The organism is Flavobacterium alvei, assembly GCF_002920895.1.
GTDB classification, from domain to species: Bacteria; Bacteroidota; Bacteroidia; order Flavobacteriales; family Flavobacteriaceae; genus Flavobacterium; species Flavobacterium alvei.
The window spans coordinates 1-25,042 of the sequence record NZ_PQVG01000014.1 but is presented as its reverse complement, the minus strand read 5'-3'; the positions used below and the strand labels follow the sequence as shown (position 1 = coordinate 25,042).

Sequence of the window (25,042 nt, the reverse complement as noted above, 5' to 3'; positions counted from 1 at the left end):
CTTGAACAATTTGTAATTTAAAAGACATTGTGTAGTCCTTTTGGGTGCGCTTTACATAGCGGCTTTCTTGGGCGTTTTCCATAACGATGAATTTTGTGTATCGTTATTTCAGGACAAGACAAATTAATCTTAAAAAAACCAATTTAGAAATAGATTGGTTTTTTTTATGAAATTACTCAATGACAATAGTCCATATTTCGCGCAATTTTCTTTATTTTGCAAAAAAATATAAATACCAATGAAAAAATCTATCGTTCTATTCTTTACACTTTTACTTTTAGTTGCTTGTAGCAAAGAAGTATCTAAAACCAATTTGCATTTAACTGGAAATATCAAAGGATTAAAAAAAGGAACTTTATACATACAAAGAATAGCGAACTCACGTCTAGTTGCTCTTGACACCATAAAAATTGATGGAAATTCTAGTTTTGAAACGGATATCGATTTAAAATCACCCGAAATGCTATATTTATTTTTAGACAGAGGTGTGACAAATTCTATGGACAATAATATTTTGTTTTTTGCTGAACCTGGAACTATGAATATTGACACTAATTTAGATTCCTATATTTCAAGTGCTAAAATTACAGGTTCTAAAAATCAAGAGAAATATGAAGAATACCTAAAAATAAATACTCGTTTTAGAGACGAAAATTTAGATATGATTCAACAAAAGTTCCTTGCTTTAAAAAGTAGTAATACCAAAGCTGTAGATAGTTTAAGTGCAAGACAGGACAACAACACCAAACGCAGATACCTTTTTGCTACCAATTTTGCCATCAACAACAAAGAATACGAAGTAGCACCTTATATCGCTTTGTCTGACATTTATGACATCAATATCAAATATTTAGATACTATCCAAAAATCGATGTCTCCAAAGGTAGCACAATCACTTTATGGCAAAAAGCTAACCGAATATATTGCTAAAATTAAAAAGCAACAGTAACATTTCTTTCAAATAACAGAAAACCCGCCTTGTTCTCAATAGCAAGACGGGTTTTTTGTTTTCATTACTAAAACTTATCATCAATAAGTTTTGTCCAAAAAAAAACCGCTCCAAAAAGGAACGGTTTCTAATTGAGCCGGCGGAGGGACTCGAACCCACGACCTGCTGATTACAAATCAGCTGCTCTAGCCAACTGAGCTACGCTGGCGACTCATTACGGGTGCAAATATAAGTCTGATTTTTAATTTTCCAAAGAAAAACAGACCTTTTTATTGACTTTTTTTTACTGTAATTCGTTTATTTTAGCAATTAGTTGATTTGCAGTTTGTTCCAATTCAACATTTATTTGTTTGAAATGGGCTTTTTTGTTTTCAACATTCTTAGCATTTACTTTTGTAATCAAAGCATCAAAAGCAGCGATTGCTTCATCAATTAAAGCGTTAGTTTCGTCTGTTGGTTTTCCTGTAGTAGAAATTTCAAATAAGTAAACTGCTTCAATAATATCTCCTAAAACGTAGTTGATGTCCTTTTTTAAATTCTTAACGTTTGCCATTTTATTTTTAATTTTAATTTGCGTTTGCAAAAGTACACATAATCTTTGTATTACGGACTAAGAAATATAAATTTCTAAAAGTGAACCTTTTCCTCTTAGGACAAAACTTTTCAAAGCAGCTGGAATTAAAATTGTATCCCCTTTTATATATTTACTTTTTACTCCATCAAATTCCAGTTCGAAATCTCCCTCAACACACATATACACTGTAAATGAATTTCCAGATTTGTTTACCGCAACTTCACCATCTAATGGAAGGAAATTAGTGGTAAAATAAGGACAATCGACCATAACATTCGATTGATTTAGCTCTTTGTTGTATTTTTTATAGGTGTCAATTTTATTATAATTAATAGCATCCAAAGCTAAATCGACGTGCAATTCTCTTTCATTTCCTGCCGCATCTTTTCTATCAAAGTCATACAAACGATAGGTAATGTCAGAAGTTTGCTGAATTTCGGCAATTACCATCCCAGCTCCAATGGCATGAACAGTACCTGTTTCAAGGAAGAAAACATCGCCCACTTGCACAGCCACATTATCCAAAATACTAAGTAGTGTTTTGTTTTTTAGATTTTCTAAATACTCTGCCGCATTAGAATCCTCTTTGAAACCTACAATTAATTTCGAATCTGTGTCGGCTTGCATCACATACCACATTTCTGTTTTTCCAAAAGAATTATGACGCTTTTTAGCCAACTCATCATTGGGATGAACTTGTATGGACAAATCTTCACGTGCATCTAAATATTTAAAAAGCAACGGAAATTGTTTTCCAAATCTAGCATAAACTTCCGTACCTAAAACTTCTTCAGGATTGGATTTGATGATGTCATTAAGCGATTTCCCAGCCAAATCTCCGTTCGAAATTACGCTTACATCTCCTTCAACAGTTGATATTTCCCAGCTTTCGCCAGTAATTTTAGAAGAAATGGGCTTGTTTAATATTGTTTTTAACTTTTCGCCACCCCAAATTCTTTCTTTTAGGATAGGTTCAAATTGTAATGGATAGAATTTCATTTTTATATGTTTTAATCAAATTGAAGTTAGTGCAAAATAAACTATTTGCAGTTTTATTATACTATTTTTTTAATCATTTCTAAAGCTTTCGGAATATGTTTAGTAGCCGATAAACTATCAAAAACCATTTGAATTATACCATTCTGATCAGCAACATAAGTCACTCTTCCGGGCAATAAACCAAACAAATTAGTTTTTACACCAAACAGATTCCTGATTTTTTTATCCGAATCCGAAAGCAAAATAAAGGGTAATTTATATTTTTGGATGAATTTTTCGTGAGAAGTAACACTATCACTACTAATGCCAATAACTTCGGCTCCTAAATCTTTAAAATCTTGGTATTGATCTCGAAAACTACAAGCTTGTGCAGTGCAACCTGGCGTATTGTCTTTTGGATAAAAATAAATCACAACAGCTTTCTTTCCAATAATTGACTCAGAGTTAAAATCGTTGCCAACATTATCTTTTACGCTAAAATGAGGGATTTTATCTCCTACTTGTAATGCCATTATTCGCCTTTATAGGTTACAAAATTTCTTGGAGTCTCAAATAAAACCACTTCTAAATCTAACTCTGGTTCTATTTTTTTTCGAATTTTATTCCAAATCACAACTACAATATTCTCGGCAGTTGGATTGAGGTTTTCAAATTCAGGAACATCTAAATTGAGGTTTTTATGATCAAAAGGCTTTTCGACTTCTTCCAAAATCAAATCACTTAAATCTTTAATATCAATCACATAACCCGTTTCTGGATTAATTTCACCAGTAACACTAACTATTAATTCGTAATTGTGTCCGTGAAAATTAGGATTATTGCATTTGCCAAAAACAGCATCGTTTTGTTCGAAAGTCCAATCTTTTCGATACAATCGATGGGCTGCGTTAAAATGAGCTTTTCTGGAAACGGTGACTTTCATTCGAGTTTAAAGGTTTAAAGTTGGGATTGCAATCTGAATTCTCAAATCTTATGATCTTCTAAGTAATGATAAAATTCATCGAAAATAATTTTGAACCAAACGGTATAAATTTCGGGATGTAATTGCATGTCTTTTGCTACAGCTTCAATGCTCATCCATTTCCAATTTTCAACTTCGTCAGGATTTATTTTAGGTGAATAGTTATAATAGCCAATCATTACGTGATCTAGTTCATGTTCGGTCAAACCGTTATCGAATGGTGCTTTGTAAATAAAATGAAACAATTCTTTCAAACTGGTTTCAAAACCCATTTCCTCAAACAATCGGCGACTTCCAGCCTGAATATTGGTTTCACCATCGCGTTGATGACTACAGCACGTATTCGTCCACAACAAAGGTGAGTGATATTTATGACTTGCCCGTTGTTGAAGCATTATCTCGTTTTTTTCATTCAATACAAAAACAGAAAAAGCACGATGCAAAACTGCCTTTTCGTGTGCTTCCATTTTAGGCATCAAGCCTATTTGCTCATCATTTTGGTTGACCAAAATTACATTCTCTTCTTCCATAATCTCTTTTAGCTTGCCAAAAATACAAAAAAAGAAATTGGTTTTTGTGGTCTAAAAAGTTTGTGAAAAGTTTAACGACTGTTTAAGAATTGAAAAGCTTAATTTTAAACATTCTAAATAGTTTGGTTTATTTTAAAATTTAAAATCTAAAAATGAAAAAAAATATTCAATTTCGAATCTTACTCGCAATGATTTCGCTATTTATGCTCCAAGCTTGCGGACAAACTTCAAATACTAAAAACACAGCTACAACTATGGAAAACACAATCAACAAACCCGAAAACCCTTATTACTCCAATACCGACACAACTAAATTAAATGTCTCAGATGCCGAATGGAAAAAAGTACTATCACCAGATTTATATGCGGTTTCAAGAAACGCTGATACCGAAAGAGCTTTTACTGGAAAACTATGGAATTCTGATGCAAAAGGCACCTATTATTGTGCCGCTTGTGGCAATAAATTATTCAAATCCGACCAAAAATTTGCTAGTAGCTGTGGTTGGCCTAGTTTTTTTGAACAAGACAACAAAAATAGCGTGGTGTACAAGCCAGACAATTCGTATGGAATGAGAAGAATTGAAGCACTTTGTGGTCGATGCGACGGACATTTAGGTCATCTTTTTGACGATGGACCTGCTCCTACTGGCAAACGTTACTGTATGAATTCAATTGCATTAGATTTTGTTCCGGATGGCATTTTAGCAAACAAAAATAATCTTGAAACCATCACCCTTGGTGGCGGATGTTATTGGTGTGTGGAAGCCGTTTACGAGAAATTAAACGGAGTAAAGTCAGTGGTTTCAGGATTTGCAGGAGGAAAAATAGCCAATCCTACTTATGAAGAAGTCTGCTCAGGAACAACAGGACACGCCGAAGTAGTGCAAATTACTTTTGACCCAAGCATTACTAATATTGACGAAATTTTCAAAGTGTTTTTTACCGTTCACGACCCGACAACGCTAAACCGTCAAGGTGCCGATGTGGGAACGCAATACCGTTCGGTAATTTTTTATGCTAATCCAAAACAAGAAAAAGAAGCACACACAATTATCGATCAATTAAATGCTGAAAAAGTATTTAGCAGTAAAGTTGTAACAACCATAGAACCGCTAACTCAATTCTACAAAGCCGAAGAATATCATCAAAATTATTATCAAAACAATAAAAATCAACCCTATTGTCAAATGGTGATTCAACCCAAAATCGAAAAATTTGAGAAAATTTTCAAAGACCGATTGAAAAAATAAAATTGACTTGAAAACCGAAAATTTCTTTTCGTTTTTTTTTGGTTTCAACCCTCAAAATTTATTGACATTTCAATTGTTGTTATAGTGATAGATAAGCGATATTTATTATATTTGAAATAAGTTACAATTTACTTTCACAATATAAAATTCTCACACAATGAAAATAGCGCTTTTTTCTAATGAATTTCCACCAAACATCTACGGAGGAGCAGGTGTTCACATCGATTTTTTAAGCCAAGAATTAGCCAAATTAGGTCAGGTAGAAGTACGCTGTTTTGGTGACCAAAATGTAGATACTAATTCGATGCACGTTCGCGGCATTAATTCTTCCTTAACAAAAATGGTCGATGATGCCAATCCGCACATCAAAATGTTTCATAATATGAGTCGAAATGTCGAAATGTCGCAAGCCACACCTGAGGCCGATGTCATTCATTGCCACACTTGGTACACGCATCTAGCTGGAATTATGACTCGAGAATTGCTTCAAGCACCATTGATTTTAACCACTCACAGCTTGGAAACGCATCGCCCTTGGAAAGTAGAACAACTTGGAAACGGCTACTTTCTGTCACGTTGGATAGAAAATAGTGCTTACAACACCGCCGATGGAATTATTGCCGTGAGCCAACAAATGAAAGAAGATGTAGTCGAAGCTTATGGTGTCAATCCTGAAAAAGTAACTGTAATTCATAACGGAATTGACCCTGAATTTTACCAACCTACTTTTGACGAAAAATTGCTTTTAGAATTAGGAATTGATCCGAACATTCCGTTTGTGTTATTTGTAGGGCGTATTACCCGTCAAAAAGGAATTTCGCAATTGATTTCGGCAGCCAAACATTTTAATAAAAATTGCCAAATCGTACTTTGTGCTGGAGCTCCCGACACCAAGGAAATTGCCGAAGAAACCGAAGCACTGATTGCCGATTTGTGCAAAGAAAGAGATGGCGTCATTTTAATCTCGGAAATGTTGCCTCGCGAAAAAATAAAAGTGCTTTACAGTCACGCTCGTGTTTTTGCATGTCCTTCATTGTACGAACCTTTTGGCATCATCAATCTCGAAGCTATGGCTTGCGAAACGCCAGTCGTAGGAAGTCATGTGGGTGGAATTCCAGAAATTATTGTCGAAGGAGAATCGGGTTATTTGATACCACTCGAAAGTGTTTCTAGAACCGATTTTAATCCAGCCCATCCAGACGCTTTCCAGAAAGCCTTTGCTGCCAAAATTAATATTTTATTAGACGACGAAGCCCTCGCCACCCAAATGGGAAAAGCTGGAAGAGAACGTGTTTTGAAAATTTTCAGTTGGGAATCGATCGCCAAAACTACTTATGATTATTACCAAAAAGTGATTGATGGTTTTGTGAAGGAGAAGGCTTAGGTCAAATATAATTCTCAACTCTATAACCACGAATATAACAAAAAGAAAAAAATGACATTAAAATGAAAAAATATATATTTTTTCTATTGGTATTCTATAATTCAGTAAATGCTCAAAATAACATTTTTTTAGAACCTGACAAAGAGACAAATTGTGAAATAATGAAAAATGGGAAATTTGGAAGTACAAATTATGATCCAAAAGAGTACTATATGATTGTGAAAAACGGAATCCAAACAGAATATGTTTCGGATGGAAAATATTATGTAAAATCTAAAATGGAATTCATAAATCCATGTGAATATAAAACAACTATTTTAGAAATCACAATACCTGATTATGATAAAAAAATTGGAGAATTTTTGACAACTGAAATTATAGCAACACAATGTGAATATGTAAAGGTAAAAAGCAAAATGTACGGCAAAGATTACGAATTTGTTTTGGTAAAAATGGATTAACGTAATGAATTTTGAGAATTGAGTAAAAAAACAATAAAAATGAGCGAAGATTCTAAAGATATTATTGGTCAAATCTTATGGTTTTTAATGTTTTTATCTCCATTAATTTGCACCTTTTTGTGTTGGAAATTTTTAGAAATTAAAAAGCTTTTCCGAATCATATTGGGTTTAATTCTTGGTGTAATTATTTCTTTTATTCTGTACTCCATCAGTTTAGCAATTATTTTTAGAGACGGAATGGGGCCAACATAATATTAATAAACTACATATATTAAATTAATTAAACTTAAAAAAAAATCCATCAAATATGCTTACCCACATTCATCCAAAGTTACCCATGCGCAACAAAAAGGCAACAAGGAACTTTTACAGCGATAAGTTAGGCTTTCAAGAATTTGGCAGTGCTGATTATGATGGCTATTTAATGATGCAAAAAGACGGCATTCAAATTCATTTTTTTGAGTTCAAAACACTAGATCCTAAAGAAAACTATGGCCAAGTTTACATCCGAACAAATGATATTGATAACTTTTACCAAACTTTATTGGATAATAAAACAAGCATCCATCCCAATGGACAATTAGGAAATAAACCTTGGGGACAAAAGGAATTTTCTGTTCTAGACCCAGACAACAACTTGCTGACTTTTGGGCAAAGTATATAAAACTTAATAAAACGATTAGGAAAATCTCATCATTCCATCCGAAGCCTAAAACTTCGGATTTTTTATGTCTTTTTCCCAAACAAAACACAAATTTTCATTTGTGTAACCTAAGTTACTGTCTGCAAACAATTCTCACTTTACTTTTGCCAAATAAATTCAGTACGCTTTTAAAATTTAAATGGAAAATAAATGGAAATGGAAAAAATAATCGCAGCAAATCTAGGCACTATTGTAGATGTAAGAACATATGAAGAATTTTGCGGCGGCAGTGTAGCAGGTTCGATCAACATTCCTCTAAATGAAATTCCTTCAAAAATAGAGGAGTTAAAATCCCTTAAAGCCCCATTAATATTGTGTTGTGCCTCGGGCGGACGAAGTGGTCAAGCGCATCATTATTTATCGCAATTGGGCATCGAATGCTACAATGGCGGTTCTTGGCTAAACGTAAATTATTACAAATCAAATAACAACTAAATAGAAATGATTAACACATTAAAAAAAATATTCGGGATTGGACCTAGTGTAAACTATTCCGAATTGATTAAAAATGGAGCTATAATTTTAGACGTACGTTCTAAAAGAGAATATAATGGCGGACACATCAAAGGTTCTATCAATATTTCGGTAGATACTTTGAGAAATAATTTAGGTAAATTAAAAGACAAAAATCAGCCTATCATCACTTGTTGTGCTTCAGGAATGCGAAGTGCTTCGGCAAAAAGTATTTTGACAGCCAATGGTTTTACTCAAGTTTATAATGGTGGCGGATGGAGCAGTCTTCAAAATAAAATATAATGGATAAAGAAACCCTACTCACAGATTGGAATTTCATGCGAATAATACGCTTGGGTCTTGGAATTTATATTGCCGTTCAAGCAGTAAAAACCCTCAGTATTTTAAGCGGTTTTTTTGCAGCCTTTTTTATATTTCAAGCCATAACCAATAAAGGTTGTTGTGGTGCTAAAGGTTGTTCGATTCCCTTAAAGAAAAATAATTCTGATTCTATTGAAGAAGTAGAATACGAAGAAATAAAATAAAAAACATTTTATTTTTACTTTCAAAAAAAACCTCGAAAGACTAATCTTTCGAGGTTTTGTATTTTTATTTAACCTAATTAAGGTTTTGCTGCATGATGGTCTTTATCAAGATGAATTCTTAATCTTCCGGGTGATGTATAATCTGGAGTTCCAGCGGCTGAATAAGAAGGAATTCCTTTGGTCTCAGTTTCTACAACAGTAGTCAACGGATTATCAACTATTGGATCATAAGGAAAATAAAGACTTAAACCTGAATTAGTCCCTTCTGGTTTTGTAATCTCTAGTTTGGTCGTATAGTTATCTCCATCGTCATCTATATCAAGATAATCAGGCACTCCATCTTTATCAGTATCATCGGCATATTTAACTAAATCAGCAGGAGCGGTTGGATAATTAACTGTACTTCTATAATCATACATAAATCCATCACCATCTCTGTCTTCTTGAAATGAAAACACACCATCATTATCTTGATCCAATCTTTGAATGTCGTACAATTTAAAACTAAATACTAAAGGAGAATAGGCAGGAATAGAACCTGAACCCGAACTATAATATCCAAGTCCAGAAGGAAGAAACATAACTCCCGCACCAAAATTAGTGTTAGTTACTGTTCCATCAGCATTTATAACTGCTGTCCCTGTTTTAAAAAGTGGAAAAGTCTCACTCCATCCAGTAATCACACCATTAAGACTTAAAAAGGATTGTGGATTTTTCACTTCTTCAAAAAAAGTCGCCGTAAGTTCTGATGGAGTTGTTGCTGTAGCAGTACTACGGCTTAAATATGTTCCTCGGTATGAGGCTAAAACACCATCAACATTACAAGGAGAAATACCTACTCCTGGTCTTAAAACCAAATAATATATTGCGTATTTAATACCATGAAGATTCACTTCTTTTTTTAATAGCTTAGGGTAAGTTGGCGCATCTAAATAAGACATTATCGAAACCTTACTTCCATCTGTAGGCAATTTAGCAATTGTAACATCCTGATCATCAGCATAACCTGGGTGATTAACTACCTCGAAATAATTGGTTTTCAAATAGTCTTCAATATTGGCAATGTCTGTGGCATATTGAACTGCAAAATCTCGTGGTGGCTCAATGGGCTCAGTATCATTCTTGTGACATGAAAATAAAGAAAGTGATGTAATTAATACTATAAAATAAAGCTTAAATTTGTTCATTATAACTAATTTTTTAAGTGCGCAAGATACAATTTTGATTTATTTTTGTGCAGAATTTAACTTCGATTTTGGAAAATATATGAGAATAGATAAATATTTATGGTGCGTGCGATATTATAAAACCAGAAATATGGTTACCGAAGCCTGTAAAAAAAATCATGTTACTGTAAATGGGCAAATTGCCAAACCATCGAAGGAAGTTTTTCCTACTGATAAAATTACGTTTAGAAAAGACCAAATCACCCAAATCATAACCGTTCTGGACATTCCAGAGAATCGTGTTGGAGCCAAATTAGTGGATGTGTATCGAAAAAACGAAACACCAGCCGAAGCCTATGAACATTTAGAATTATTAAAATTATCCAAAGAGCATTATCGAAAAAATGGAACGGGAAGACCAACCAAAAAAGACAGACGTGACATAGATGATTATGGCAATGAAATACACAGCGATGAAGAATAAAAAATTTAAAGTTGACAGACGATATTTTTTTTACGAAATTTGACCCAACACCAAGAACCCAATACCTAAAAAAATGAGCAAAAACATCATCTTAACAAATCAGGAAATTGAACATAAAATCAGAAGAATTGCTTACCAAATCTTTGAAACTTTTGTAGATGAAGAAGAAATTGTGATTGCTGGAATTACTTCCAATGGCTTTTCATTTGCTAATAAAATCGCCGAGGTGCTGCTTACCATTTCTCCACTCAAAGTTTCGCTTTGTGAAGTACACATTAACAAACATCAACCCGAAACAATAGTAAAAACGTCATTAACCAAAGAAGAATATTCGAATAAAGGTTTAGTCTTAGTAGATGATGTTTTGAATTCAGGAACAACCTTAATTTATGCCGTTAGACATTTTCTAGATGTGCCCCTAAAGAAATTCAAAACTGCTGTACTTGTAGATCGAAATCACAAAAAGTATCCTGTAAAAGCTGATTTTAAAGGTATTTCGCTTTCGACATCTTCATTAGACAACGTTGAAGTTGTCTTTAATGAAAACGGCGAAAATTATGCTTATTTATGCTAAAATATCCAAAATATCCTGAGTAGTTTCGTCTTTCGATTTGCCATCGATAGCCAATTTATATTGTGCCTGATTGTAATAAAAACTTCTATCGAAAAGGTGTTTAGCTATGAATTCCTTCATCTCATCATCGGTTTTATTGGCAATAAGCGGGCGTTTGCTTTTATTAGAAACCAATCTTTCAAACAAAGTATCAACCGTAGCCTTTAAGTAAATCGACACAATATTTTCGCCTTTCAACAATTCGTGATTATTTGCATAACAAGGAGTACCGCCTCCCAAACCAATAATCATATCGCCAGAAGCGTTTATCAAATCAATCAAAACTTCGCGCTCCAACTTTCGAAAATAAATTTCACCCTGTTGTTCGAAAATTTCATTTATAGTCAAATTCGTTTTTTCCTCGATGCTTTTATCCAAATCTACGAAAGGAATTTCGGTGATTTTTGACAATCTATTGGCAATTGTGGACTTTCCACAACCCATATAACCTAATAAAATAATTTTTTTCATATTAATAAAGCCTTATAATATAAGGCATTAAGTTCTTTTGATTAAAAAAAGCAAATTTATAATAAAATAGCTTTGAAAAATATAAAAAAAGCCCTTATATTTGCACCCGCATTCAAGAAAAGAAAAAGACTCGATAGCTCAGTTGGTAGAGCACATCACTTTTAATGATGGGGTCCTGGGTTCGAGCCCCAGTCGGGTCACAAAATTTGTGATTATCAAATACTTTTCTTGAATCAATGACTCGATAGCTCAGTTGGTAGAGCACATCACTTTTAATGATGGGGTCCTGGGTTCGAGCCCCAGTCGGGTCACAATTAAAATAGAGACGTTGCTTGCAACGTCTCTACTTATTTTCGGCCACGTGGAGAAACGGTAGACTTGCCATCTTGAGGGGGTGGTGCTCGTAAGGGCGTGTGGGTTCAAATCCCACCGTGGTCACGAATAAACAAAGAAGGCATAAAAAATAGAAAGCTTGCTTAGACTATTTTTTATGCCTTCTTTGTTTTCAAAGCGGAGCTTTGTGGGAAAGACGAAGTCAATTCCACCGTGGTCACTTTTAGATTAAAAATAAAATCCTAATAACTTTAAAATTATGTTGTTAGGATTTTTTTATATCTACTACACCAAAAAATCATACATTTCTTTAAAAAATCAAAATTAGCACGGTTTTAATAAAAATAATCCTCTGAAATTTGCATATTGATTATATAAATGTAATTTAGCTGTCCTCTTTAAATAAAATTGTATTAATGCAAACCAAAATTACATTGGAATCAAAAATAAATAAAACATTGTTTTTGACATTTTCATTGATTGCATTGACAACTTTCGAAGTCAAATCTCAAACCGTTATTTACGATTCTATTAGCAAACAAAAAGTAGCTCTTATTGACGTTCGAAAAACTTATGAAAGGATTATCGAGAAAGGATATGCTTCTATTGAAATGTTTGAATATTTAGGTTTGTATTATTACAATGACAAAGATTTTCAAAAATCGAAATTGTACTTCGATATGTTATTCAAAAAATATAAATTATCTCAAATTTCACAAAAAAGCATTGATTTATACAAAACACTCTAGACTTTGAATAATTCAAACAAAAAAAAGAGCAACTTTCAATTGAGGTTGCTCTTTTTTTTGTTTACACAATCAACTAAAAGATTATTTTCCCTTAGTTGCATTTTTTAAATCGACGCCGCCAGGAATTTTCATTTTATCAATTAAAACCACAATTTCGTTCAAAGTAAAATTACCCGTCAAGGACATTAAAACCGTTTGATTTTCCTTGTTAGCACCAGCATTATAAACTAAAAGCTCTTTAATTTGATTTTCTGTTGCTCCAGATTTTACCCAAATTTTAAGATTTTTATCCCCATTATCCACTCGCATCAACTCTTCTAAACCAGCAGTTTTATAATATTGATCTGCTGTTACTTTCATTTGGGACGAAACTTTCGCATTCGATGTAGAAAAAACTTTTAGATTATCTAATTTCCTCATCAAGTTAAGATATTGCTGAGTTTCTTTGTCATTGGCATCCACTTTTACGCTTCCCATCATTTGAAACATTTTTTTGTTGACTATAATCGATGCCACATCATCCTGACCTTCATATTTGTCAAAAACCGATTGTGCGAAAAACACATTCGAAACCAAAACTAATACTGCTGTTACTATAATTTTTTTCATTTTTTTGTGTTATACTATTTTATAAATATAGCAAAATAATAACAAAGGCTGTGCCAATACAATAAAATTCTAAATTTTATGATTTTATTATTAATTTGGAATAACTTTTGCTAATAAAGATAATGTTAAAATTTTAAATTCGTACTTTTACGTTAGACCTATCAAATTCAAAATATGAAAACAACTTTCAAACTTATAATCGTATTTTTTTTAGCTTCATTTGTTTTTCAAAGCTGTCAAGACCAAGACGATGTAGCTGCACCTGTTAGCTTAGAAGTTAACGATTTTATATGGAAAGGACTGAATTTGTACTATTTATGGCAAGCCGATGTACCTAATTTATCGGATGCTAAATTCAAAAATCAGACAGAATTAAACACTTTTTTGAATGGATATTCTAAACCCGAAAATTTATTCGAAAGTTTACTCTACAAACCCGAAAGCCTTTATCCTGCTACAGAAGCGGTTGATCGTTTTAGCTGGATTGTAGATGATTATTTAGAATTAGAAGGACAACTTCAAGGAACTACTAATAATAACGGAGTAGAATTTGGCCTAAGCCGAAAATCTACAGGTTCATCAGAAATATTTGGTTGGGTACGCTATATTATACCTGGTTCGGATGCCTCTACAAAAAGCATCAAACGTGGTGATATTTTTTATGGTGTAAATGGAACTCAACTTACTATAAACAATTACCAAGCATTACTCTTTGGTTCCAACAACGACTATACTTTAAATATGGCCGACATCAATGGCGGTGCTTTTACTCCAAACGGAAAATCAGTAGCGTTGACAAAAACTGTTTTGGACGAAAATCCAATACTAATTAATAAAGTTATTGTTTCTGGTTCGCATAAAATTGGTTATTTGATGTACAATGGTTTTTATTCAAATTATGACAGTCAACTAAATGATGCTTTTGGAACATTAAAATCACAAGGAATTACCGATTTAGTTCTTGATTTAAGATACAACGGCGGCGGTTCTATTCAAACTGCAACGAGATTGGCTAGTATGATTACAGGAACTTTTACAGGGAAAGTATTTGCCAAGGAGCAATGGAATGCTAAAATAGAATCCTATTTTAATGCCAATGACCCTGAATCCCTAAAAAATCTTTTTGTTGACAAAATGGGAACTACACCTATTAATAGTCTAAATATGACCAAAATTTATATTCTGACTTCGGCAGCAACTGCTTCGGCAAGCGAGTTGGTAATTAACGGTTTGAAACCTTATATTAATGTGGTTCAAATAGGCGATGTTACTGTGGGTAAAAATGTAGGCTCAGTTACTTTATATGATTCGCCAACTTTTGGAAAAGAAAATAGAAATCCAAATCACCGTTATGCGATGCAACCTTTGGTGCTGAAAATTGTCAATTCAGTAGGTTATGGAGACTATCAAAGTGGTTTAGTTCCAACCTTTCAATCAAAAGAAACACTAAGCACTCTTGATGTTCTTGGCAGTACTTCAGAACCTTTGTTAAATCTTGCTGTTGGCAAAATCACTGGAACTGCAAAAACAAAACAAACCGTTCCTGGTGTCCAATTTGATTATTTCAAAGATTCAAAATCTACAAACGGAATTCAAAATCAAATGTATTTAGACAAAGCTCCCGAAGGTCTATTGAAAGCTTTGGAATAAAATAAAAACATAAATGCAAAAAAGGCTTTCATCACTGAAAGCCTTTTTTATGGTTGTTAAATCTTAAAATTACAACTTAATATTTAACCCTAATTTAAAGTTTCTACCCAAAGTATTGTACCCTACATTTTCAAAAAATTCTTCATTTAAAAGATTAGTAGCCGCACCAAAAAGACTCAATCTGTTTTTAATTAATTCATAATTCAAAGAGGCATTTACCAATTGGTAAGAACCCAAAACTACGTTTTGAGTACCGAAAGTATTTCCATCGAAGAAAGCATCATTTCTACCATCAACATACTGATAATTGACATTAAAAGTAGTTCTTGTAAAAATTTGATAATCCAAAGACGAATTCACTTTATGTTTTGAAATCAATCTGTCCAAAGCTTTATCGACTTGGGTAAAAGTATAATTGGAAATCCATTTTAATTTTTGGCTTAAAGCCAAAGTAATTTCTGTTTCAACACCTTTAGCCTTGTTCGTTCCTTCAATATTGATGTATTTATAGGCAGACGAAAACCCAATAAAATCGGTTTGTTCCCGATAAAACCCAACAGCAGAAAAACGTACTTTTTTATCTAGAAAATTCGTTTCAAAACCAGCTTCGGCAGTAGTGTTTTTTTCTGGAGTCAAAGCCGTATTTCCATAAGGAGAATACAATTGATACAAACTTGGCGTCACGAATGCCGTGCTATAAGAAGCCAAAACTTTTAACGGAAATGCTTTAAAATCATAAGAAGGATTCAGATTATAAACCACTTGATTTCCATATTCGCTATGAATGTTCCATCGTGCTCCAGCATTGACATTCAATCCAAAACCCGAAGTATAAACTCCCGTAACATAAGGGTCAATCATATTGAATTTGGCATTTCCTTTGGCGACTCCACCATAAGGCGTTGCACTATTCATATCGTGAAATTGGTATTGTGCTCCAGCAACCAAAAACAATGATTTTGCAATCTCGTATTTATTGTAGGCATCCACATTCACGCTCCTGGATTCGTATTGAGACAAGCCAACCGTTCCTGAATAAGAATCCAATTCATCGTAAGAACGTACCATTTTGTTAAAACTCGAATTCAAAACAAATTCACCTCTGTTGTATTTGTATTTTGGCAAGAATCCAAAACGAAATTGTTCTGATTTTGAATGATTTTGAATTACATCGTTTGCTCCTGTATTGTCAAAGCCTCCGTCATAATCATTGTTGATTTTGTCGTAGTTTCCAAAGAAATCCAAGTTCAATTTATTGGTTGGTTTATAGCCAATTTTCCCCAAATAATTGATTCTCGAAAAGCGATCGGCTTCATATTTGATGTTTTCATTTGGCTCAGCAATTTGCGACATTCCAGTAGTCTCTGTACTATTCAATGAAGCAAAATAATTCACTTTATTGATGTTTCCGTTTACCGAAAACCCTTGATTGTAATCCTGTGGATTAGTTTTTGAAGTAGAAGCCGTGTTATAGGTTCCCAAATTCCAATAGCCACTTCCTTGAATGGCTTTTTTGCCTGCTTTTTTCAAACGGATATTGATTAAACCTGTCGCAGCACCCGTTCCATACAAAGTACTCGAAGCGCCTTTCATAATTTCGATACTTTCCACTTGCTCCGCAGGAAGTAATCTCAAGTCATATTCAAAACTAATTCCCGAAGCATCAGTAACCGGAATTCCGTCAATAAGAATCAGGACTTGATTACTTTTTCCACCACGAATGTAGTAACCCAAATTTTTCCCGGCAGCACTTTGGCTTCCGTTGATTTCGACACCAGCAACCGAATTTAGAATGGCAGCTACACTTTGTCCTTCCTTCATTTTTAAATCTTCGGAAGTGATTTTAGTAATTATTTTTCCTGATTTTTCCTTTGCCAAAGCAAATTTTGAATCCGAAATTACTACTTCATCCAATTCAGTTTTGGATGCAATACTGTCTTTTTGTTGCGCAAAAACACAGTTAGTCATTAGTACGAATAACGCACTAATACGAACGATTTTGTTGTTCATTTTAATAAAACATTTTTAATAATAAAAATGGGAGAAAAGCATAGAATGACCCATACCCAAACCTTTTTTCCCGAAAGTTTGATACTCGATGTATTAGGCAGGTCTCCTGGCTTGCGTCTTGTTGTTTACCTTCCCATTCTAAGTTAGAAATTAGAAATACGAAGTAAGAAGTATTTAACTTCTAACCTCTACGTTCTAACCTCCCACTTCCAAACAGTGGTTTTGTAGATAACAACAAGCTTTTTAGCTTACAGTTGCGGGTACAGCGCGAGATTTTTGAATTTTGATTTTTGAATAATGATTTCGGATTTAAAATCTGAAATCAAAAATCGTTAATCTACAATCTTCAATCACTCTCTTCCCTTTTAATGCGGTTTCAAAAAAATAAAACAGCAACCTCAATACGGCGGCAAATGTAGTTCTAAGTTTTGAATAAAAAAATAAAATCAATCCTCTTTGTTCTCTTTCTTTTTTGAAAGCTTGACAATCAACCAAATAAATCCAACTAAAAAATGCAAGACTATTATTCCTGCCACGACATACATAAAAGTGTTTGAATTGTCTCTCATAGATAGTTTCTAGCAAAATTACTTTCTTTGCATTGCCAAAAATGTATCAAAAGTTACACAAGTTTATTTTTGTGCCAACAAAACAATACTTTTGTAAAAAATTCATTAAATGAAATCCGTTCAAAATACTGCGTTTTACTTTTTAGTCTTTTTGTTGTTCATTCAATGCAAAGAAAATCCAAAAAAGGAAAAGACAATTGCTACTTCAGAAAATGAAATTCAGTATGCCGAAGGACTGGAAATCTATAAACACCTAGGATTTACAATACTAAAAATCACCAATCCTTGGCCAGAAGCCAAAGAAAGTTTTACCTATATTCTGCAAGAAAAAAACGGAATTATTCCCGATAGTTTGAAGCAATTTCCGCTAATTCAAATTCCGCTAAAATCGATTGTGGTGACCTCAACAACCCACATTCCAGCATTGGAATTATTAGGCGTAGAAAATACTTTAGTAGGTTTTCCTGATACGAATTACATTTCATCCGAAAAAACACGAAAACGAATTGACACCGGAAAAGTTCGAGATGTGGGTAAAAACGAAAGCCTAAATACCGAAGTTTTAATAGATATGAATCCCAATTTGATTGTGAGTTTTGGTTTGAACAATAGCAATCCCTCTTTGGACAATCTACAAAAAAGCGGACTAAAAGTGATACTCAACGGCGATTGGACTGAACAATCTCCGTTAGGAAAAGCCGAATGGATTAAGTTCTTCGGAGTCTTATATGGCTTAGATTCTAAAGCAAATACCATTTTTTCTGACATTGTAAAAGAATACAATTCGACATTGGCTTTAGCTCAAAAAGTGACTCAAAAACCAACAGTTTTGTGTGGCGCAATGTATCAAGATCAATGGTATGTTCCGCAAGGCGAAAGTTGGGCAGCCTTGTTTTTGAAAGATGCTCAATCACAGTATTTATGGGCAGACACCAAAGGAAACGGAAGTTCATCTGTACCGTTTGAAGCCGTTTTAGAAAAAGCTCAAAACGCTGATTTCTGGATTGCACCCGGAGATTTTTCAAGCTTGAAAGAAATGAGCAAAAGCAATCCACATTACAATCAATTTGCTTCGTTCAAAAATAAAAAAGTATATTCGTATGCGATAAAAAAAGGTGCAAAAGGAGGTATCATTTATTTCGAATGGTCCCCTACTCGCCCCGACTGGGTGTTGAAAGATTTAATCAAAATCTTTCATCCCGAATTGTTACCGAATCATAAATTGTTTTTCTTTCAGAAATTGGAATGATAATAATTAATATAATAGAAAAATAACAAATTCCGCTCGTCACTTCGAGTGATTTTTAACATTAATGCGACAGCTTTAATGTTAAAAATTGTATCGAGAAGCCTATAATAGTTAAGTTCTCGATACATTTTATTAAAAAAAGCTATCGCATTTTTTAATATAACACTCGAACAGACGGCACAATAAACAAATCAAACTTGCAAAACAAAAACCGAAATACCCTTTTATTCTCCCTTTTGACATTGTCATTGCTATTGCTATTGGTATTGAACATCAGCTTGGGTTCGGTTTCTATTCCAATAAAAGATGTTTTCAACAGCTTGACTGGAGGGAATTCCAGCAAAGAAACTTGGGATTACATCATCGTTAACTATCGATTACCCAAAGCCATCACGGCTGTATTAGTCGGAATGGGATTAGCGATTAGCGGATTATTGATGCAAACCTTATTCCGAAATCCATTGGCTGGACCCGATGTTTTAGGATTGAGTTCTGGAGCAAGTTTGGGTGTGGCAACGGTTATTTTGGGAGCAGGTTTTTTGCCTCCTTTTTTAGCTTCGTTCTTACTTTCGTCTTATGGAATTATCTTAGCTTCAAGTTTGGGAAGTTTCTTGGTTTTATTGGCTGTTTTATCGGTTTCGCAAAGTTTGAAAAACACAATGGCAATTCTAATTGTCGGATTGATGTTTGGGAGCTTGACCAATGCTATTGTGGGAACATTAACCTATTTAAGTACCGCCGAACAATTGCAGAAATTTACTTTTTGGTCGTTGGGTAATCTGGGTAATTTAGCTTGGTCGTCGATTGTAATTTTATTGGTTTGTATTATAATTGGTTTATTTATGAGCCTTTTGAATATTAAATCCCTGAATGCTTTGTTGCTTGGCGAAAACTACGCCCGAAGTATGGGAATGAACTACAAAAAAACTCGCTTGATTATTATTCTTGCCACCAGTATTCTCACTGGAAGCATTACGGCTTTTGCAGGGCCAATTGCTTTTATTGGATTGGCGGTGCCGCACATTGCTAAATTGGTTTTTCAAACCAGCAATCATACTATTTTATTCTGGAGCACCTTGCTTTTGGGAGCCATTATCCTGCTGATTTGCGACAGCATTTCGCAACTTCCTGGAAGTGATGTTACTTTGCCTATTAACGCAGTGACTTCACTATTTGGTGCACCCATCGTGATTTGGCTATTGCTACGAAAACGTAAAATGATGAATTAATGGAAAACAAAATCATCTTACAAACTTCCAATTTAAGCATTGGCTATACTTCCAAAAAAGAGAAAAACAGCATTGCTTCAAACATTAATTTGTCTTTAGAAAAAGGAAAACTGATTGCTTTAATTGGGGCAAACGGTATAGGAAAATCGACTTTGTTGAGAACCATTACAGGAATACAAAAACCGCTTTCAGGAACTGTTTTTTTGAATAAAAAGAACATCCACGAATTAGATTCCTTGACTTTGGCACAAAATTTAAGTGTAGTTCTAACCGAAAAATTACCACCAAGCAATCTCACAGTTTGGGAACTTGTAGCTTTAGGTCGTCAGCCTTATACTAATTGGATTGGAACACTAACCGAGAACGACATTGCCAAAATTAACGAAGCGATTGCACTGACTCAAATCGAGCATTTAGCATCCAAAAAACATTACGAAATTAGTGATGGACAATTGCAAATCGTATTAATTTCAAGAGCTTTGGCGCAAGATACACCCTTAATCATTTTGGACGAACCTACCACACACTTGGATTTATTACACAAAGTAGCGCTCCTAAAACTATTGAAAAAACTAACCCAAGAAACGGAAAAATGTATTCTGTTTTCGACTCACGATATCGATATGGCGATACAATTGAGCGACGAAATGATTATTATGACGCCCGAAAACACAGTGCAAGACCAACCTTGTAATTTGATTATGAAAGGCAGTTTCGACACTTTATTTAAGGATGAACATATCGTTTTTGACAGTGAAAAAGGGAAGTTTGTGATTTCTTAATAATTATATTTTTCGTACCGAACTCTATAAACGTGGAGTAAGTTTTCTAATTCCTCATATTCAATTGTCAACTCATCAATTACAATTTTTTCAGCATTAAATGTTAAATAATTAGTAGAACTTTTACCGTTACTTTCACTAAAAACGCGATCATTAAAAATCTTATTCCAAGAAACTAGATTTTCATTTTTCAATTTAATTCCTTTATCATTCAGAACAATTTGCGGATTTTTATCTCTTAATTTTTTTGCTTGGTCAAATGAAAAGTATATGCCAATTCCTAAAAACAACAATCCCAAATATTCTTTTTCAAATAAAAGAAAAACTCCAAAAAAACCAAGACCCAAAAATACAACTAGCATTAATAAAATTGTCTTTCTTGAATAATAAATTATAGTTTCTTTAGGCACTGAAATATCATCTTTATAAACATCTTTTTCAAGAAATTTTTTCTCCAATTGATATAACTTTTGCTTTTGCTGGTAGTTTTTAAATTCTGTTTTTTCAAACCAACTTCCAGTTTCCCAAATCAGTTTTTCTTCGACTGCTTTTCTTTGTAATTCGTGAATATTTCTAACATTCTCATAAGCCCAAATTTTCCATTCCATAACATAATAGCTCCACACAAGCCAACCCATTGAAAAACCTAAAACAAATCCAATAGGTATAATAAAACCTCCTAAAAAAGTATATTCAACGAGAAAAAAACAACCAATAATACAACCAAAAGTAACAATCATCGGCAAATATTTCAATTGCCACCTTCCCCTATTCAAAGCCTGATTAACAGTTACATTACCTTCCATAAAACTACTTCAATCTAATCTGCCTCTTCGCCTCGCCCACCACAAAGGCAACCGAATTGGCTATATTAAAACTACGAATTAATTTCGACATTGGTATGGTTAAATGATTTTCGAATTTACTCAAAACTTCTTTACTTAATCCCACACTTTCTTTACCAAAAACCAACCAATCACCCTCTTGGAATTCGGCTTCGTAAATGGATTTATCGGCGTGGGAACTCATCAAGAAAACTCTGGATTTGTCTGGAATTTGGGTTATCCATTCTTCAACGTTTTGATATTCGGTTACATCCAAATGCACCCAATAATCGAGTCCAGAACGTTTCAGATTTTTATCATTGATTACAAATCCAAAAGGGTGAATCAGGTGCAAACGACTTTCTGTACCTACGCACAAACGACCAATATTTCCTGTATTGTTGGGGATTTCAGGTTCTACTAAAACGATGTTTAACATTCTTGTTTTGGGTTTTGGGTTTTGGGTTTTGGGTAATTGCAATTAAAATTTATTATTGAAAAAACTCACAACTCATAATTCATAATTTCTCTAACTTCTCCCGCTTTTAAATCATTCAAATATACGTTTCCTATTCGAACTCTTACTAATCTTAAAGTAGGAAAACCAACTGCTGCCGTCATTTTTCGAACTTGTCGAAACTTACCTTCGTTAACCGTGATGGAAGCCCAAGAGGTTGGCCCGTGACGTTCGTCCCTTATTTTTTTTCCTCTCGGTCCAAAGTCTGGAATTTCAGTAATTAGTCTGGATTCGCATTTTTTGGTTTTGTATTTTCCGCCATCAAAACCTATTTCGACACCTTCTTTTATCATATCAATCGCTTCTTGTGTGATAACTCCATCCACTTGAACGTAATATTCTTTATCGACTTTTTTAGACCGAACTTGTTCACTTACTTTCCCATCAGTTGTCAACAAAAGTAAGCCTTCGGAATCTTCATCGAGGCGACCAATGGCCATTGTTCCTGCTGGAAAATCGTGCAATTCTCCCAAGAGTTTTTTCTTTCGTTTCAATTCATAAACAAATTGACTCAAATAGCCGTAAGGTTTGTGGAGGATGAAATGACGGTGAAGCATTATAATTTTGTTTTCAGAAGGCAAAGATAACATATCTTCTTTCTAAGATTTTTTTAAGAAGTGATTTAATAGCAAATATTACTTCTTTCGTGACAAATAATTCTTGTCTAGTCTCAATAATTCGATATGCTTTCTAATAAAATTATAGTTTTACTTTAGAAAAACAAATCGATTTTATTTTAATTATTTTTTATTCAAATCTAAAAAAACTTTTTTTTTATAAATCTGCATAGATATACATTTCAAGCATTAGAATGAAAACCCATATTAATTTTACTAGTAAAAAAATAGTTTTTTTGATCATTCTATTACCATTTTATAGTTAGTCTAACTTTTATTACAGTTACATAATTCAAATTAATAATTTTTACAAAAAACAACGTTTTTACGTACTTATTTTTATATATTTGTATTTTATCGATGAAAAATGATGTTTAATCGATATTGCAAACACAAAACAGTCCCTTAACCGTTAATAAAAAAATATTATGATGAAAAAAATACTTCTTCTAGGATGTTTTCTAAATTTGTTTGCATCCTTACAAGCTCAAACTACTTTGGCTGCTGGTGATATTGCTATTATTGGTACTAATTACGATATTATCCCTTATGAAATGACTATCGTAAATCTTGTTCCTATGTCAGCAGGTACTGAAATCAGAATAACTGATTATGGATATGATGAAGCTACTAGTACTTTTGGAACCACTTCTGTAGCGAATACAGCAGAAGGCTCGATTGCTTGGACGTTAACTTCTGCTATGCCTGCTGGAACAGTTACTAAATTTTCAATTACTGGAGGAGTAACTCCTGCCGTTTCTGGCTTACCAGGCACTGTTAACGTTACAGGCTGGACATTTACAACTCCGGCTAGCTGTCCGATTCCATCTGGTGGTGACAACTGGTTTATTTATCAAGGAAGTTCCCCTACATCTGTAAGTCAGTTTGTATTTGGCTGGGTAAATACATTTGCTACCACTTTTTTTGGTCAGGATCAGCCAGCAGGACAATTTATTCCGACTGGAAATGGGAACCAACCAAATAATAATAATTCCTATTTACCTCCTTCTCTTACTCTGGGATTAACTGCTATTGCACTTAATAGAGATCCTTCTAGCGGAGGATATCACGGCGATAACAATGTCTATTTAGGAACACGATCAGGAACAAAAGCAAGCCTACAGGCTGCAATTTGCACCATAAGCAACTGGACTACAAACGAAACCACAACATACAACATCACTCCTGGGGGGACATACTTTCCTGGAACCAACCCGATTTTTACTGTAACTAGTCCCAACACTGCACCAACAAACATAACACTTTCGGCTTCTGCAATCAACGAAAATGTAGCTGCTAATTCAACTGTAGGAACTTTATCTTCTACAGATGCTGATGCAGCCAATACTTTCACTTATACTTTGGTTGCTGGAACAGGAAGTACAGATAATGCAGCTTTCAATATTTCTGGAAGTAGTTTAAGAATCACTGCTAGTCCTGATTTTGAAACTAAATCTTCGTATTCTGTTCGTATTCGTACAACAGACCAAGGAAGTTTGTTTTTTGAAAAAGTTTTTACTGTTACTATCAATGATCTTGTCGAAGGAGTTTTACTCAGCACCTCTCCAACATTAACATTTACCAGTAATCCAGCAGCCATTACCAGCGATGATATTGCAAGCGATGGAGAAGGAGGTTCTCAAACTATATCCGATATTGATATACAGATATATAATATTTCAAATAGCAACGGAACTTTACTACCCGCATTATCTTGGCAAAACAATTCTTTTATGGGAAGTTCTAGCTCATCCTATTCTGGTCTAACCAATGAAAACAATGCAGGGTCAAAAGGAATGGCAATAAAATCAGTCAATGGCAATGAGTTTCGTCTTAACCAGTTTGTATATTACAACTGGGGAGAAACCTCCTCTTTTACTAATACAGTAAAGGGTTATAGGGACGGCATTGAAGTGGCTTCTACCACTTTTGATGGTTTTGATTCAGGTTATAACCCAAAAACGATAATCTTAACATCTGCCTTTCAAAATGTAGACGAGGTAAGATTTTATATCAGTGCTGGTGGATACATGGGAGATCAGTCTAGCACCAATCATAGCATAAACTCTTTTGCGCTAGCTTCACCTGTAGTCGTAACAAATACTNATGCAGGAAATACTTTCACTTACAGTTTAGTAGCTGGAACAGGAAGTACGGATAATGCCTCTTTCAATATTTCTGGAAGTAGTTTGAGAATCACGGCCAGTCCTGATTTTGAAACTAAATCTTCGTATTCTGTTCGTATTCGCACAACAGACCAAGGAAGTTTGACTTTCGAAAAAGCATTTACAATTACAATAAACAATCTGAACGAAGCCCCAACCGACATTGCTTTGTCTGCATCTTCAATCAACGAAAATG

General features: G+C 33.9%; 28 protein-coding genes, 4 tRNA genes and 1 riboswitch. Of the genes, 19 read left to right on the top strand and 13 right to left on the bottom strand.

The features are described 5' to 3' along the window. The first annotated feature begins 238 nt into the window (after positions 1 to 238). Positions 239 to 949 carry a DUF4369 domain-containing protein gene (locus C3L50_RS15960; RefSeq protein ID WP_103807181.1) on the top strand — a complete coding sequence of 237 codons (711 nt, stop codon included), beginning with the start codon at positions 239 to 241 and terminating at the stop codon, positions 947 to 949. A 134-nt stretch (positions 950 to 1,083) separates the two neighbouring features. Here the strand turns inward: C3L50_RS15960 and C3L50_RS15955 are convergent. The 6 genes from C3L50_RS15955 to idi all read right to left on the bottom strand — a co-directional run bounded on the left by C3L50_RS15955 (position 1,084) and on the right by idi (position 4,013). Continuing rightward, positions 1,084 to 1,157: transfer RNA gene (locus tag C3L50_RS15955), tRNA-Thr, on the bottom strand. 75 nt (positions 1,158 to 1,232) lie between these two features. Next, positions 1,233 to 1,502 (bottom strand): hypothetical protein, encoded by a 270-nt coding sequence (locus C3L50_RS15950; protein WP_103807180.1) that lies wholly within the window; start codon positions 1,500 to 1,502, stop codon positions 1,233 to 1,235. Between the two features lie 57 nt (positions 1,503 to 1,559). After that, positions 1,560 to 2,528: a type I phosphomannose isomerase catalytic subunit gene (locus tag C3L50_RS15945; RefSeq protein ID WP_103807179.1), complete on the bottom strand. Its 969-nt coding sequence runs from the start codon at positions 2,526 to 2,528 to the stop codon at positions 1,560 to 1,562. A 50-nt stretch (positions 2,529 to 2,578) separates the two neighbouring features. Next, positions 2,579 to 3,034 carry a peroxiredoxin gene (locus C3L50_RS15940; RefSeq protein WP_103807178.1) on the bottom strand — a complete coding sequence of 152 codons (456 nt, stop codon included), beginning with the start codon at positions 3,032 to 3,034 and terminating at the stop codon, positions 2,579 to 2,581. Beyond that, a complete protein-coding gene (locus tag C3L50_RS15935) occupies positions 3,034 to 3,444 on the bottom strand; it encodes a 6-pyruvoyl trahydropterin synthase family protein (protein WP_103807177.1) in 411 nt (136 codons plus the stop codon). Before C3L50_RS15935 ends, C3L50_RS15940 begins: the two co-directional genes overlap by 1 nt. A 41-nt stretch (positions 3,445 to 3,485) precedes the next feature. Beyond that, positions 3,486 to 4,013, bottom strand: a complete 528-nt coding sequence (gene idi, locus C3L50_RS15930; RefSeq protein ID WP_103807176.1) for an isopentenyl-diphosphate Delta-isomerase — start codon at positions 4,011 to 4,013, stop codon at positions 3,486 to 3,488. A gap of 152 nt (positions 4,014 to 4,165) precedes the next feature. On the opposite strand from idi, the gene C3L50_RS15925 reads away from it, so the two are divergent. From C3L50_RS15925 to C3L50_RS15890, 8 genes are all read left to right on the top strand, one after another. Further along, a complete protein-coding gene (locus C3L50_RS15925; RefSeq protein WP_103807175.1) occupies positions 4,166 to 5,263 on the top strand; it encodes a bifunctional methionine sulfoxide reductase B/A protein in 1,098 nt (365 codons plus the stop codon). A gap of 157 nt (positions 5,264 to 5,420) precedes the next feature. Then, positions 5,421 to 6,647 carry a glycogen synthase gene (gene glgA, locus C3L50_RS15920; RefSeq protein ID WP_103807174.1) on the top strand — a complete coding sequence of 409 codons (1,227 nt, stop codon included), beginning with the start codon at positions 5,421 to 5,423 and terminating at the stop codon, positions 6,645 to 6,647. A 161-nt stretch (positions 6,648 to 6,808) separates the two neighbouring features. Further along, entirely contained in the window at positions 6,809 to 7,108 is a 300-nt protein-coding gene (locus C3L50_RS15915; RefSeq protein ID WP_133158904.1) for a hypothetical protein, read from the top strand. Positions 7,109 to 7,147: 39 nt separating this feature from the next. Then, positions 7,148 to 7,360: a hypothetical protein gene (locus C3L50_RS15910; RefSeq protein WP_103807172.1), complete on the top strand. Its 213-nt coding sequence runs from the start codon at positions 7,148 to 7,150 to the stop codon at positions 7,358 to 7,360. Between the two features lie 55 nt (positions 7,361 to 7,415). After that, positions 7,416 to 7,772, top strand: a complete 357-nt coding sequence (locus C3L50_RS15905; RefSeq protein ID WP_103807171.1) for a bleomycin resistance protein — start codon at positions 7,416 to 7,418, stop codon at positions 7,770 to 7,772. A gap of 195 nt (positions 7,773 to 7,967) precedes the next feature. Continuing rightward, positions 7,968 to 8,246 carry a rhodanese-like domain-containing protein gene (locus C3L50_RS15900; RefSeq protein ID WP_243400405.1) on the top strand — a complete coding sequence of 93 codons (279 nt, stop codon included), beginning with the start codon at positions 7,968 to 7,970 and terminating at the stop codon, positions 8,244 to 8,246. Positions 8,247 to 8,252: 6 nt separating this feature from the next. Continuing rightward, positions 8,253 to 8,567: a rhodanese-like domain-containing protein gene (locus C3L50_RS15895; protein ID WP_103807169.1), complete on the top strand. Its 315-nt coding sequence runs from the start codon at positions 8,253 to 8,255 to the stop codon at positions 8,565 to 8,567. Beyond that, entirely contained in the window at positions 8,567 to 8,809 is a 243-nt protein-coding gene (locus C3L50_RS15890) for a hypothetical protein (RefSeq protein WP_103807168.1), read from the top strand. Before C3L50_RS15895 ends, C3L50_RS15890 begins: the two co-directional genes overlap by 1 nt. 77 nt (positions 8,810 to 8,886) lie before the next feature. On the opposite strand, the gene C3L50_RS15885 is transcribed toward C3L50_RS15890, so the two are convergent. Next, positions 8,887 to 9,996 carry an FKBP-type peptidyl-prolyl cis-trans isomerase gene (locus tag C3L50_RS15885; protein ID WP_103807167.1) on the bottom strand — a complete coding sequence of 370 codons (1,110 nt, stop codon included), beginning with the start codon at positions 9,994 to 9,996 and terminating at the stop codon, positions 8,887 to 8,889. A gap of 79 nt (positions 9,997 to 10,075) precedes the next feature. Between C3L50_RS15885 and C3L50_RS15880 the strand changes: the two genes are divergently transcribed. Together C3L50_RS15880 and C3L50_RS15875 are read left to right on the top strand one after the other, a co-directional pair. Further along, positions 10,076 to 10,459, top strand: coding sequence for an RNA-binding S4 domain-containing protein (locus tag C3L50_RS15880; RefSeq protein WP_103807184.1), 384 nt, complete (start codon positions 10,076 to 10,078; stop codon positions 10,457 to 10,459). A gap of 73 nt (positions 10,460 to 10,532) precedes the next feature. Then, the gene (locus C3L50_RS15875; RefSeq protein WP_103807166.1) at positions 10,533 to 11,033 is read left to right on the top strand and encodes a phosphoribosyltransferase domain-containing protein; all 501 of its coding nucleotides are present in this window, start codon (positions 10,533 to 10,535) and stop codon (positions 11,031 to 11,033) included. On the opposite strand, the gene C3L50_RS15870 is transcribed toward C3L50_RS15875, so the two are convergent. After that, the gene (locus C3L50_RS15870; protein ID WP_103807165.1) at positions 11,025 to 11,543 is read right to left on the bottom strand and encodes a shikimate kinase; all 519 of its coding nucleotides are present in this window, start codon (positions 11,541 to 11,543) and stop codon (positions 11,025 to 11,027) included. The two genes, C3L50_RS15875 and C3L50_RS15870, sit on opposite strands and share 9 nt — an antisense overlap. A 127-nt stretch (positions 11,544 to 11,670) precedes the next feature. Between C3L50_RS15870 and C3L50_RS15865 the strand changes: the two genes are divergently transcribed. From C3L50_RS15865 to C3L50_RS15850, 4 genes are all read left to right on the top strand, one after another. Beyond that, positions 11,671 to 11,743, top strand: a tRNA-Lys gene (locus tag C3L50_RS15865). Positions 11,744 to 11,781: 38 nt separating this feature from the next. Then, positions 11,782 to 11,854, top strand: a tRNA-Lys gene (locus C3L50_RS15860). 44 nt (positions 11,855 to 11,898) lie between these two features. Next, positions 11,899 to 11,981, top strand: a tRNA-Leu gene (locus tag C3L50_RS15855). Positions 11,982 to 12,292: 311 nt separating this feature from the next. Further along, a complete protein-coding gene (locus tag C3L50_RS15850) occupies positions 12,293 to 12,625 on the top strand; it encodes a hypothetical protein (RefSeq protein WP_103807164.1) in 333 nt (110 codons plus the stop codon). Positions 12,626 to 12,706: 81 nt separating this feature from the next. On the opposite strand, the gene C3L50_RS15845 is transcribed toward C3L50_RS15850, so the two are convergent. Then, the gene (locus C3L50_RS15845; RefSeq protein ID WP_103807163.1) at positions 12,707 to 13,234 is read right to left on the bottom strand and encodes a DUF4252 domain-containing protein; all 528 of its coding nucleotides are present in this window, start codon (positions 13,232 to 13,234) and stop codon (positions 12,707 to 12,709) included. Between the two features lie 174 nt (positions 13,235 to 13,408). On the opposite strand from C3L50_RS15845, the gene C3L50_RS15840 reads away from it, so the two are divergent. Beyond that, positions 13,409 to 14,884 (top strand): S41 family peptidase, encoded by a 1,476-nt coding sequence (locus tag C3L50_RS15840; RefSeq protein ID WP_103807162.1) that lies wholly within the window; start codon positions 13,409 to 13,411, stop codon positions 14,882 to 14,884. Positions 14,885 to 14,953: 69 nt separating this feature from the next. Here C3L50_RS15840 and C3L50_RS15835 read toward each other — a convergent pair whose 3' ends face one another. Beyond that, positions 14,954 to 16,894 carry a TonB-dependent receptor plug domain-containing protein gene (locus tag C3L50_RS15835; protein WP_243400404.1) on the bottom strand — a complete coding sequence of 647 codons (1,941 nt, stop codon included), beginning with the start codon at positions 16,892 to 16,894 and terminating at the stop codon, positions 14,954 to 14,956. 79 nt (positions 16,895 to 16,973) lie between these two features. Beyond that, a riboswitch (cobalamin riboswitch) is annotated at positions 16,974 to 17,311 on the bottom strand. Between the two features lie 261 nt (positions 17,312 to 17,572). Between C3L50_RS15835 and C3L50_RS15830 the strand changes: the two genes are divergently transcribed. The 3 genes from C3L50_RS15830 to C3L50_RS15820 all read left to right on the top strand — a co-directional run bounded on the left by C3L50_RS15830 (position 17,573) and on the right by C3L50_RS15820 (position 20,723). Then, entirely contained in the window at positions 17,573 to 18,712 is a 1,140-nt protein-coding gene (locus C3L50_RS15830) for an ABC transporter substrate-binding protein (RefSeq protein WP_103807161.1), read from the top strand. 197 nt (positions 18,713 to 18,909) lie between these two features. Then, positions 18,910 to 19,941: an iron ABC transporter permease gene (locus tag C3L50_RS15825; RefSeq protein ID WP_103807160.1), complete on the top strand. Its 1,032-nt coding sequence runs from the start codon at positions 18,910 to 18,912 to the stop codon at positions 19,939 to 19,941. Next, positions 19,941 to 20,723: an ABC transporter ATP-binding protein gene (locus C3L50_RS15820; protein ID WP_103807159.1), complete on the top strand. Its 783-nt coding sequence runs from the start codon at positions 19,941 to 19,943 to the stop codon at positions 20,721 to 20,723. Before C3L50_RS15825 ends, C3L50_RS15820 begins: the two co-directional genes overlap by 1 nt. Here the strand turns inward: C3L50_RS15820 and C3L50_RS15815 are convergent. From C3L50_RS15815 to C3L50_RS15805, 3 genes are all read right to left on the bottom strand, one after another. Beyond that, complete coding sequence (locus C3L50_RS15815) at positions 20,720 to 21,529, bottom strand: hypothetical protein (RefSeq protein WP_103807158.1); 810 nt, start codon at positions 21,527 to 21,529, stop codon at positions 20,720 to 20,722. The two genes, C3L50_RS15820 and C3L50_RS15815, sit on opposite strands and share 4 nt — an antisense overlap. A gap of 4 nt (positions 21,530 to 21,533) precedes the next feature. Beyond that, positions 21,534 to 21,986: a tRNA (cytidine(34)-2'-O)-methyltransferase gene (locus C3L50_RS15810; protein WP_103807182.1), complete on the bottom strand. Its 453-nt coding sequence runs from the start codon at positions 21,984 to 21,986 to the stop codon at positions 21,534 to 21,536. Between the two features lie 65 nt (positions 21,987 to 22,051). Beyond that, complete coding sequence (locus C3L50_RS15805) at positions 22,052 to 22,621, bottom strand: pseudouridine synthase (protein ID WP_103807157.1); 570 nt, start codon at positions 22,619 to 22,621, stop codon at positions 22,052 to 22,054. Positions 22,622 to 25,042 lie beyond the last annotated feature (2,421 nt).

What these genes read in the sequence shown, in the direction of transcription:
- C3L50_RS15960 (WP_103807181.1), top strand. Translation starts at nt 239, where the DNA reads ATGAAAAAATCTATCGTTCTATTCTTTACACTTTTACTTTTAGTTGCT.
- C3L50_RS15950 (WP_103807180.1), bottom strand. Translation starts at nt 1,502, where the DNA reads ATGGCAAACGTTAAGAATTTAAAAAAGGACATCAACTACGTTTTAGGA.
- C3L50_RS15940 (WP_103807178.1), bottom strand. Translation starts at nt 3,034, where the DNA reads ATGGCATTACAAGTAGGAGATAAAATCCCTCATTTTAGCGTAAAAGAT.
- C3L50_RS15935 (WP_103807177.1), bottom strand. Translation starts at nt 3,444, where the DNA reads ATGAAAGTCACCGTTTCCAGAAAAGCTCATTTTAACGCAGCCCATCGA.
- idi (WP_103807176.1), bottom strand. Translation starts at nt 4,013, where the DNA reads ATGGAAGAAGAGAATGTAATTTTGGTCAACCAAAATGATGAGCAAATA.
- C3L50_RS15925 (WP_103807175.1), top strand. Translation starts at nt 4,166, where the DNA reads ATGAAAAAAAATATTCAATTTCGAATCTTACTCGCAATGATTTCGCTA.
- glgA (WP_103807174.1), top strand. Translation starts at nt 5,421, where the DNA reads ATGAAAATAGCGCTTTTTTCTAATGAATTTCCACCAAACATCTACGGA.
- C3L50_RS15915 (WP_133158904.1), top strand. Translation starts at nt 6,809, where the DNA reads ATGAAAAATGGGAAATTTGGAAGTACAAATTATGATCCAAAAGAGTAC.
- C3L50_RS15910 (WP_103807172.1), top strand. Translation starts at nt 7,148, where the DNA reads ATGAGCGAAGATTCTAAAGATATTATTGGTCAAATCTTATGGTTTTTA.
- C3L50_RS15905 (WP_103807171.1), top strand. Translation starts at nt 7,416, where the DNA reads ATGCTTACCCACATTCATCCAAAGTTACCCATGCGCAACAAAAAGGCA.
- C3L50_RS15900 (WP_243400405.1), top strand. Translation starts at nt 7,968, where the DNA reads ATGGAAAAAATAATCGCAGCAAATCTAGGCACTATTGTAGATGTAAGA.
- C3L50_RS15895 (WP_103807169.1), top strand. Translation starts at nt 8,253, where the DNA reads ATGATTAACACATTAAAAAAAATATTCGGGATTGGACCTAGTGTAAAC.
- C3L50_RS15890 (WP_103807168.1), top strand. Translation starts at nt 8,567, where the DNA reads ATGGATAAAGAAACCCTACTCACAGATTGGAATTTCATGCGAATAATA.
- C3L50_RS15885 (WP_103807167.1), bottom strand. Translation starts at nt 9,996, where the DNA reads ATGAACAAATTTAAGCTTTATTTTATAGTATTAATTACATCACTTTCT.
- C3L50_RS15880 (WP_103807184.1), top strand. Translation starts at nt 10,076, where the DNA reads ATGAGAATAGATAAATATTTATGGTGCGTGCGATATTATAAAACCAGA.
- C3L50_RS15875 (WP_103807166.1), top strand. Translation starts at nt 10,533, where the DNA reads ATGAGCAAAAACATCATCTTAACAAATCAGGAAATTGAACATAAAATC.
- C3L50_RS15870 (WP_103807165.1), bottom strand. Translation starts at nt 11,543, where the DNA reads ATGAAAAAAATTATTTTATTAGGTTATATGGGTTGTGGAAAGTCCACA.
- C3L50_RS15850 (WP_103807164.1), top strand. Translation starts at nt 12,293, where the DNA reads ATGCAAACCAAAATTACATTGGAATCAAAAATAAATAAAACATTGTTT.
- C3L50_RS15845 (WP_103807163.1), bottom strand. Translation starts at nt 13,234, where the DNA reads ATGAAAAAAATTATAGTAACAGCAGTATTAGTTTTGGTTTCGAATGTG.
- C3L50_RS15840 (WP_103807162.1), top strand. Translation starts at nt 13,409, where the DNA reads ATGAAAACAACTTTCAAACTTATAATCGTATTTTTTTTAGCTTCATTT.
- C3L50_RS15835 (WP_243400404.1), bottom strand. Translation starts at nt 16,894, where the DNA reads ATGAACAACAAAATCGTTCGTATTAGTGCGTTATTCGTACTAATGACT.
- C3L50_RS15830 (WP_103807161.1), top strand. Translation starts at nt 17,573, where the DNA reads ATGAAATCCGTTCAAAATACTGCGTTTTACTTTTTAGTCTTTTTGTTG.
- C3L50_RS15820 (WP_103807159.1), top strand. Translation starts at nt 19,941, where the DNA reads ATGGAAAACAAAATCATCTTACAAACTTCCAATTTAAGCATTGGCTAT.
- C3L50_RS15815 (WP_103807158.1), bottom strand. Translation starts at nt 21,529, where the DNA reads ATGGAAGGTAATGTAACTGTTAATCAGGCTTTGAATAGGGGAAGGTGG.
- C3L50_RS15810 (WP_103807182.1), bottom strand. Translation starts at nt 21,986, where the DNA reads ATGTTAAACATCGTTTTAGTAGAACCTGAAATCCCCAACAATACAGGA.
- C3L50_RS15805 (WP_103807157.1), bottom strand. Translation starts at nt 22,621, where the DNA reads ATGCTTCACCGTCATTTCATCCTCCACAAACCTTACGGCTATTTGAGT.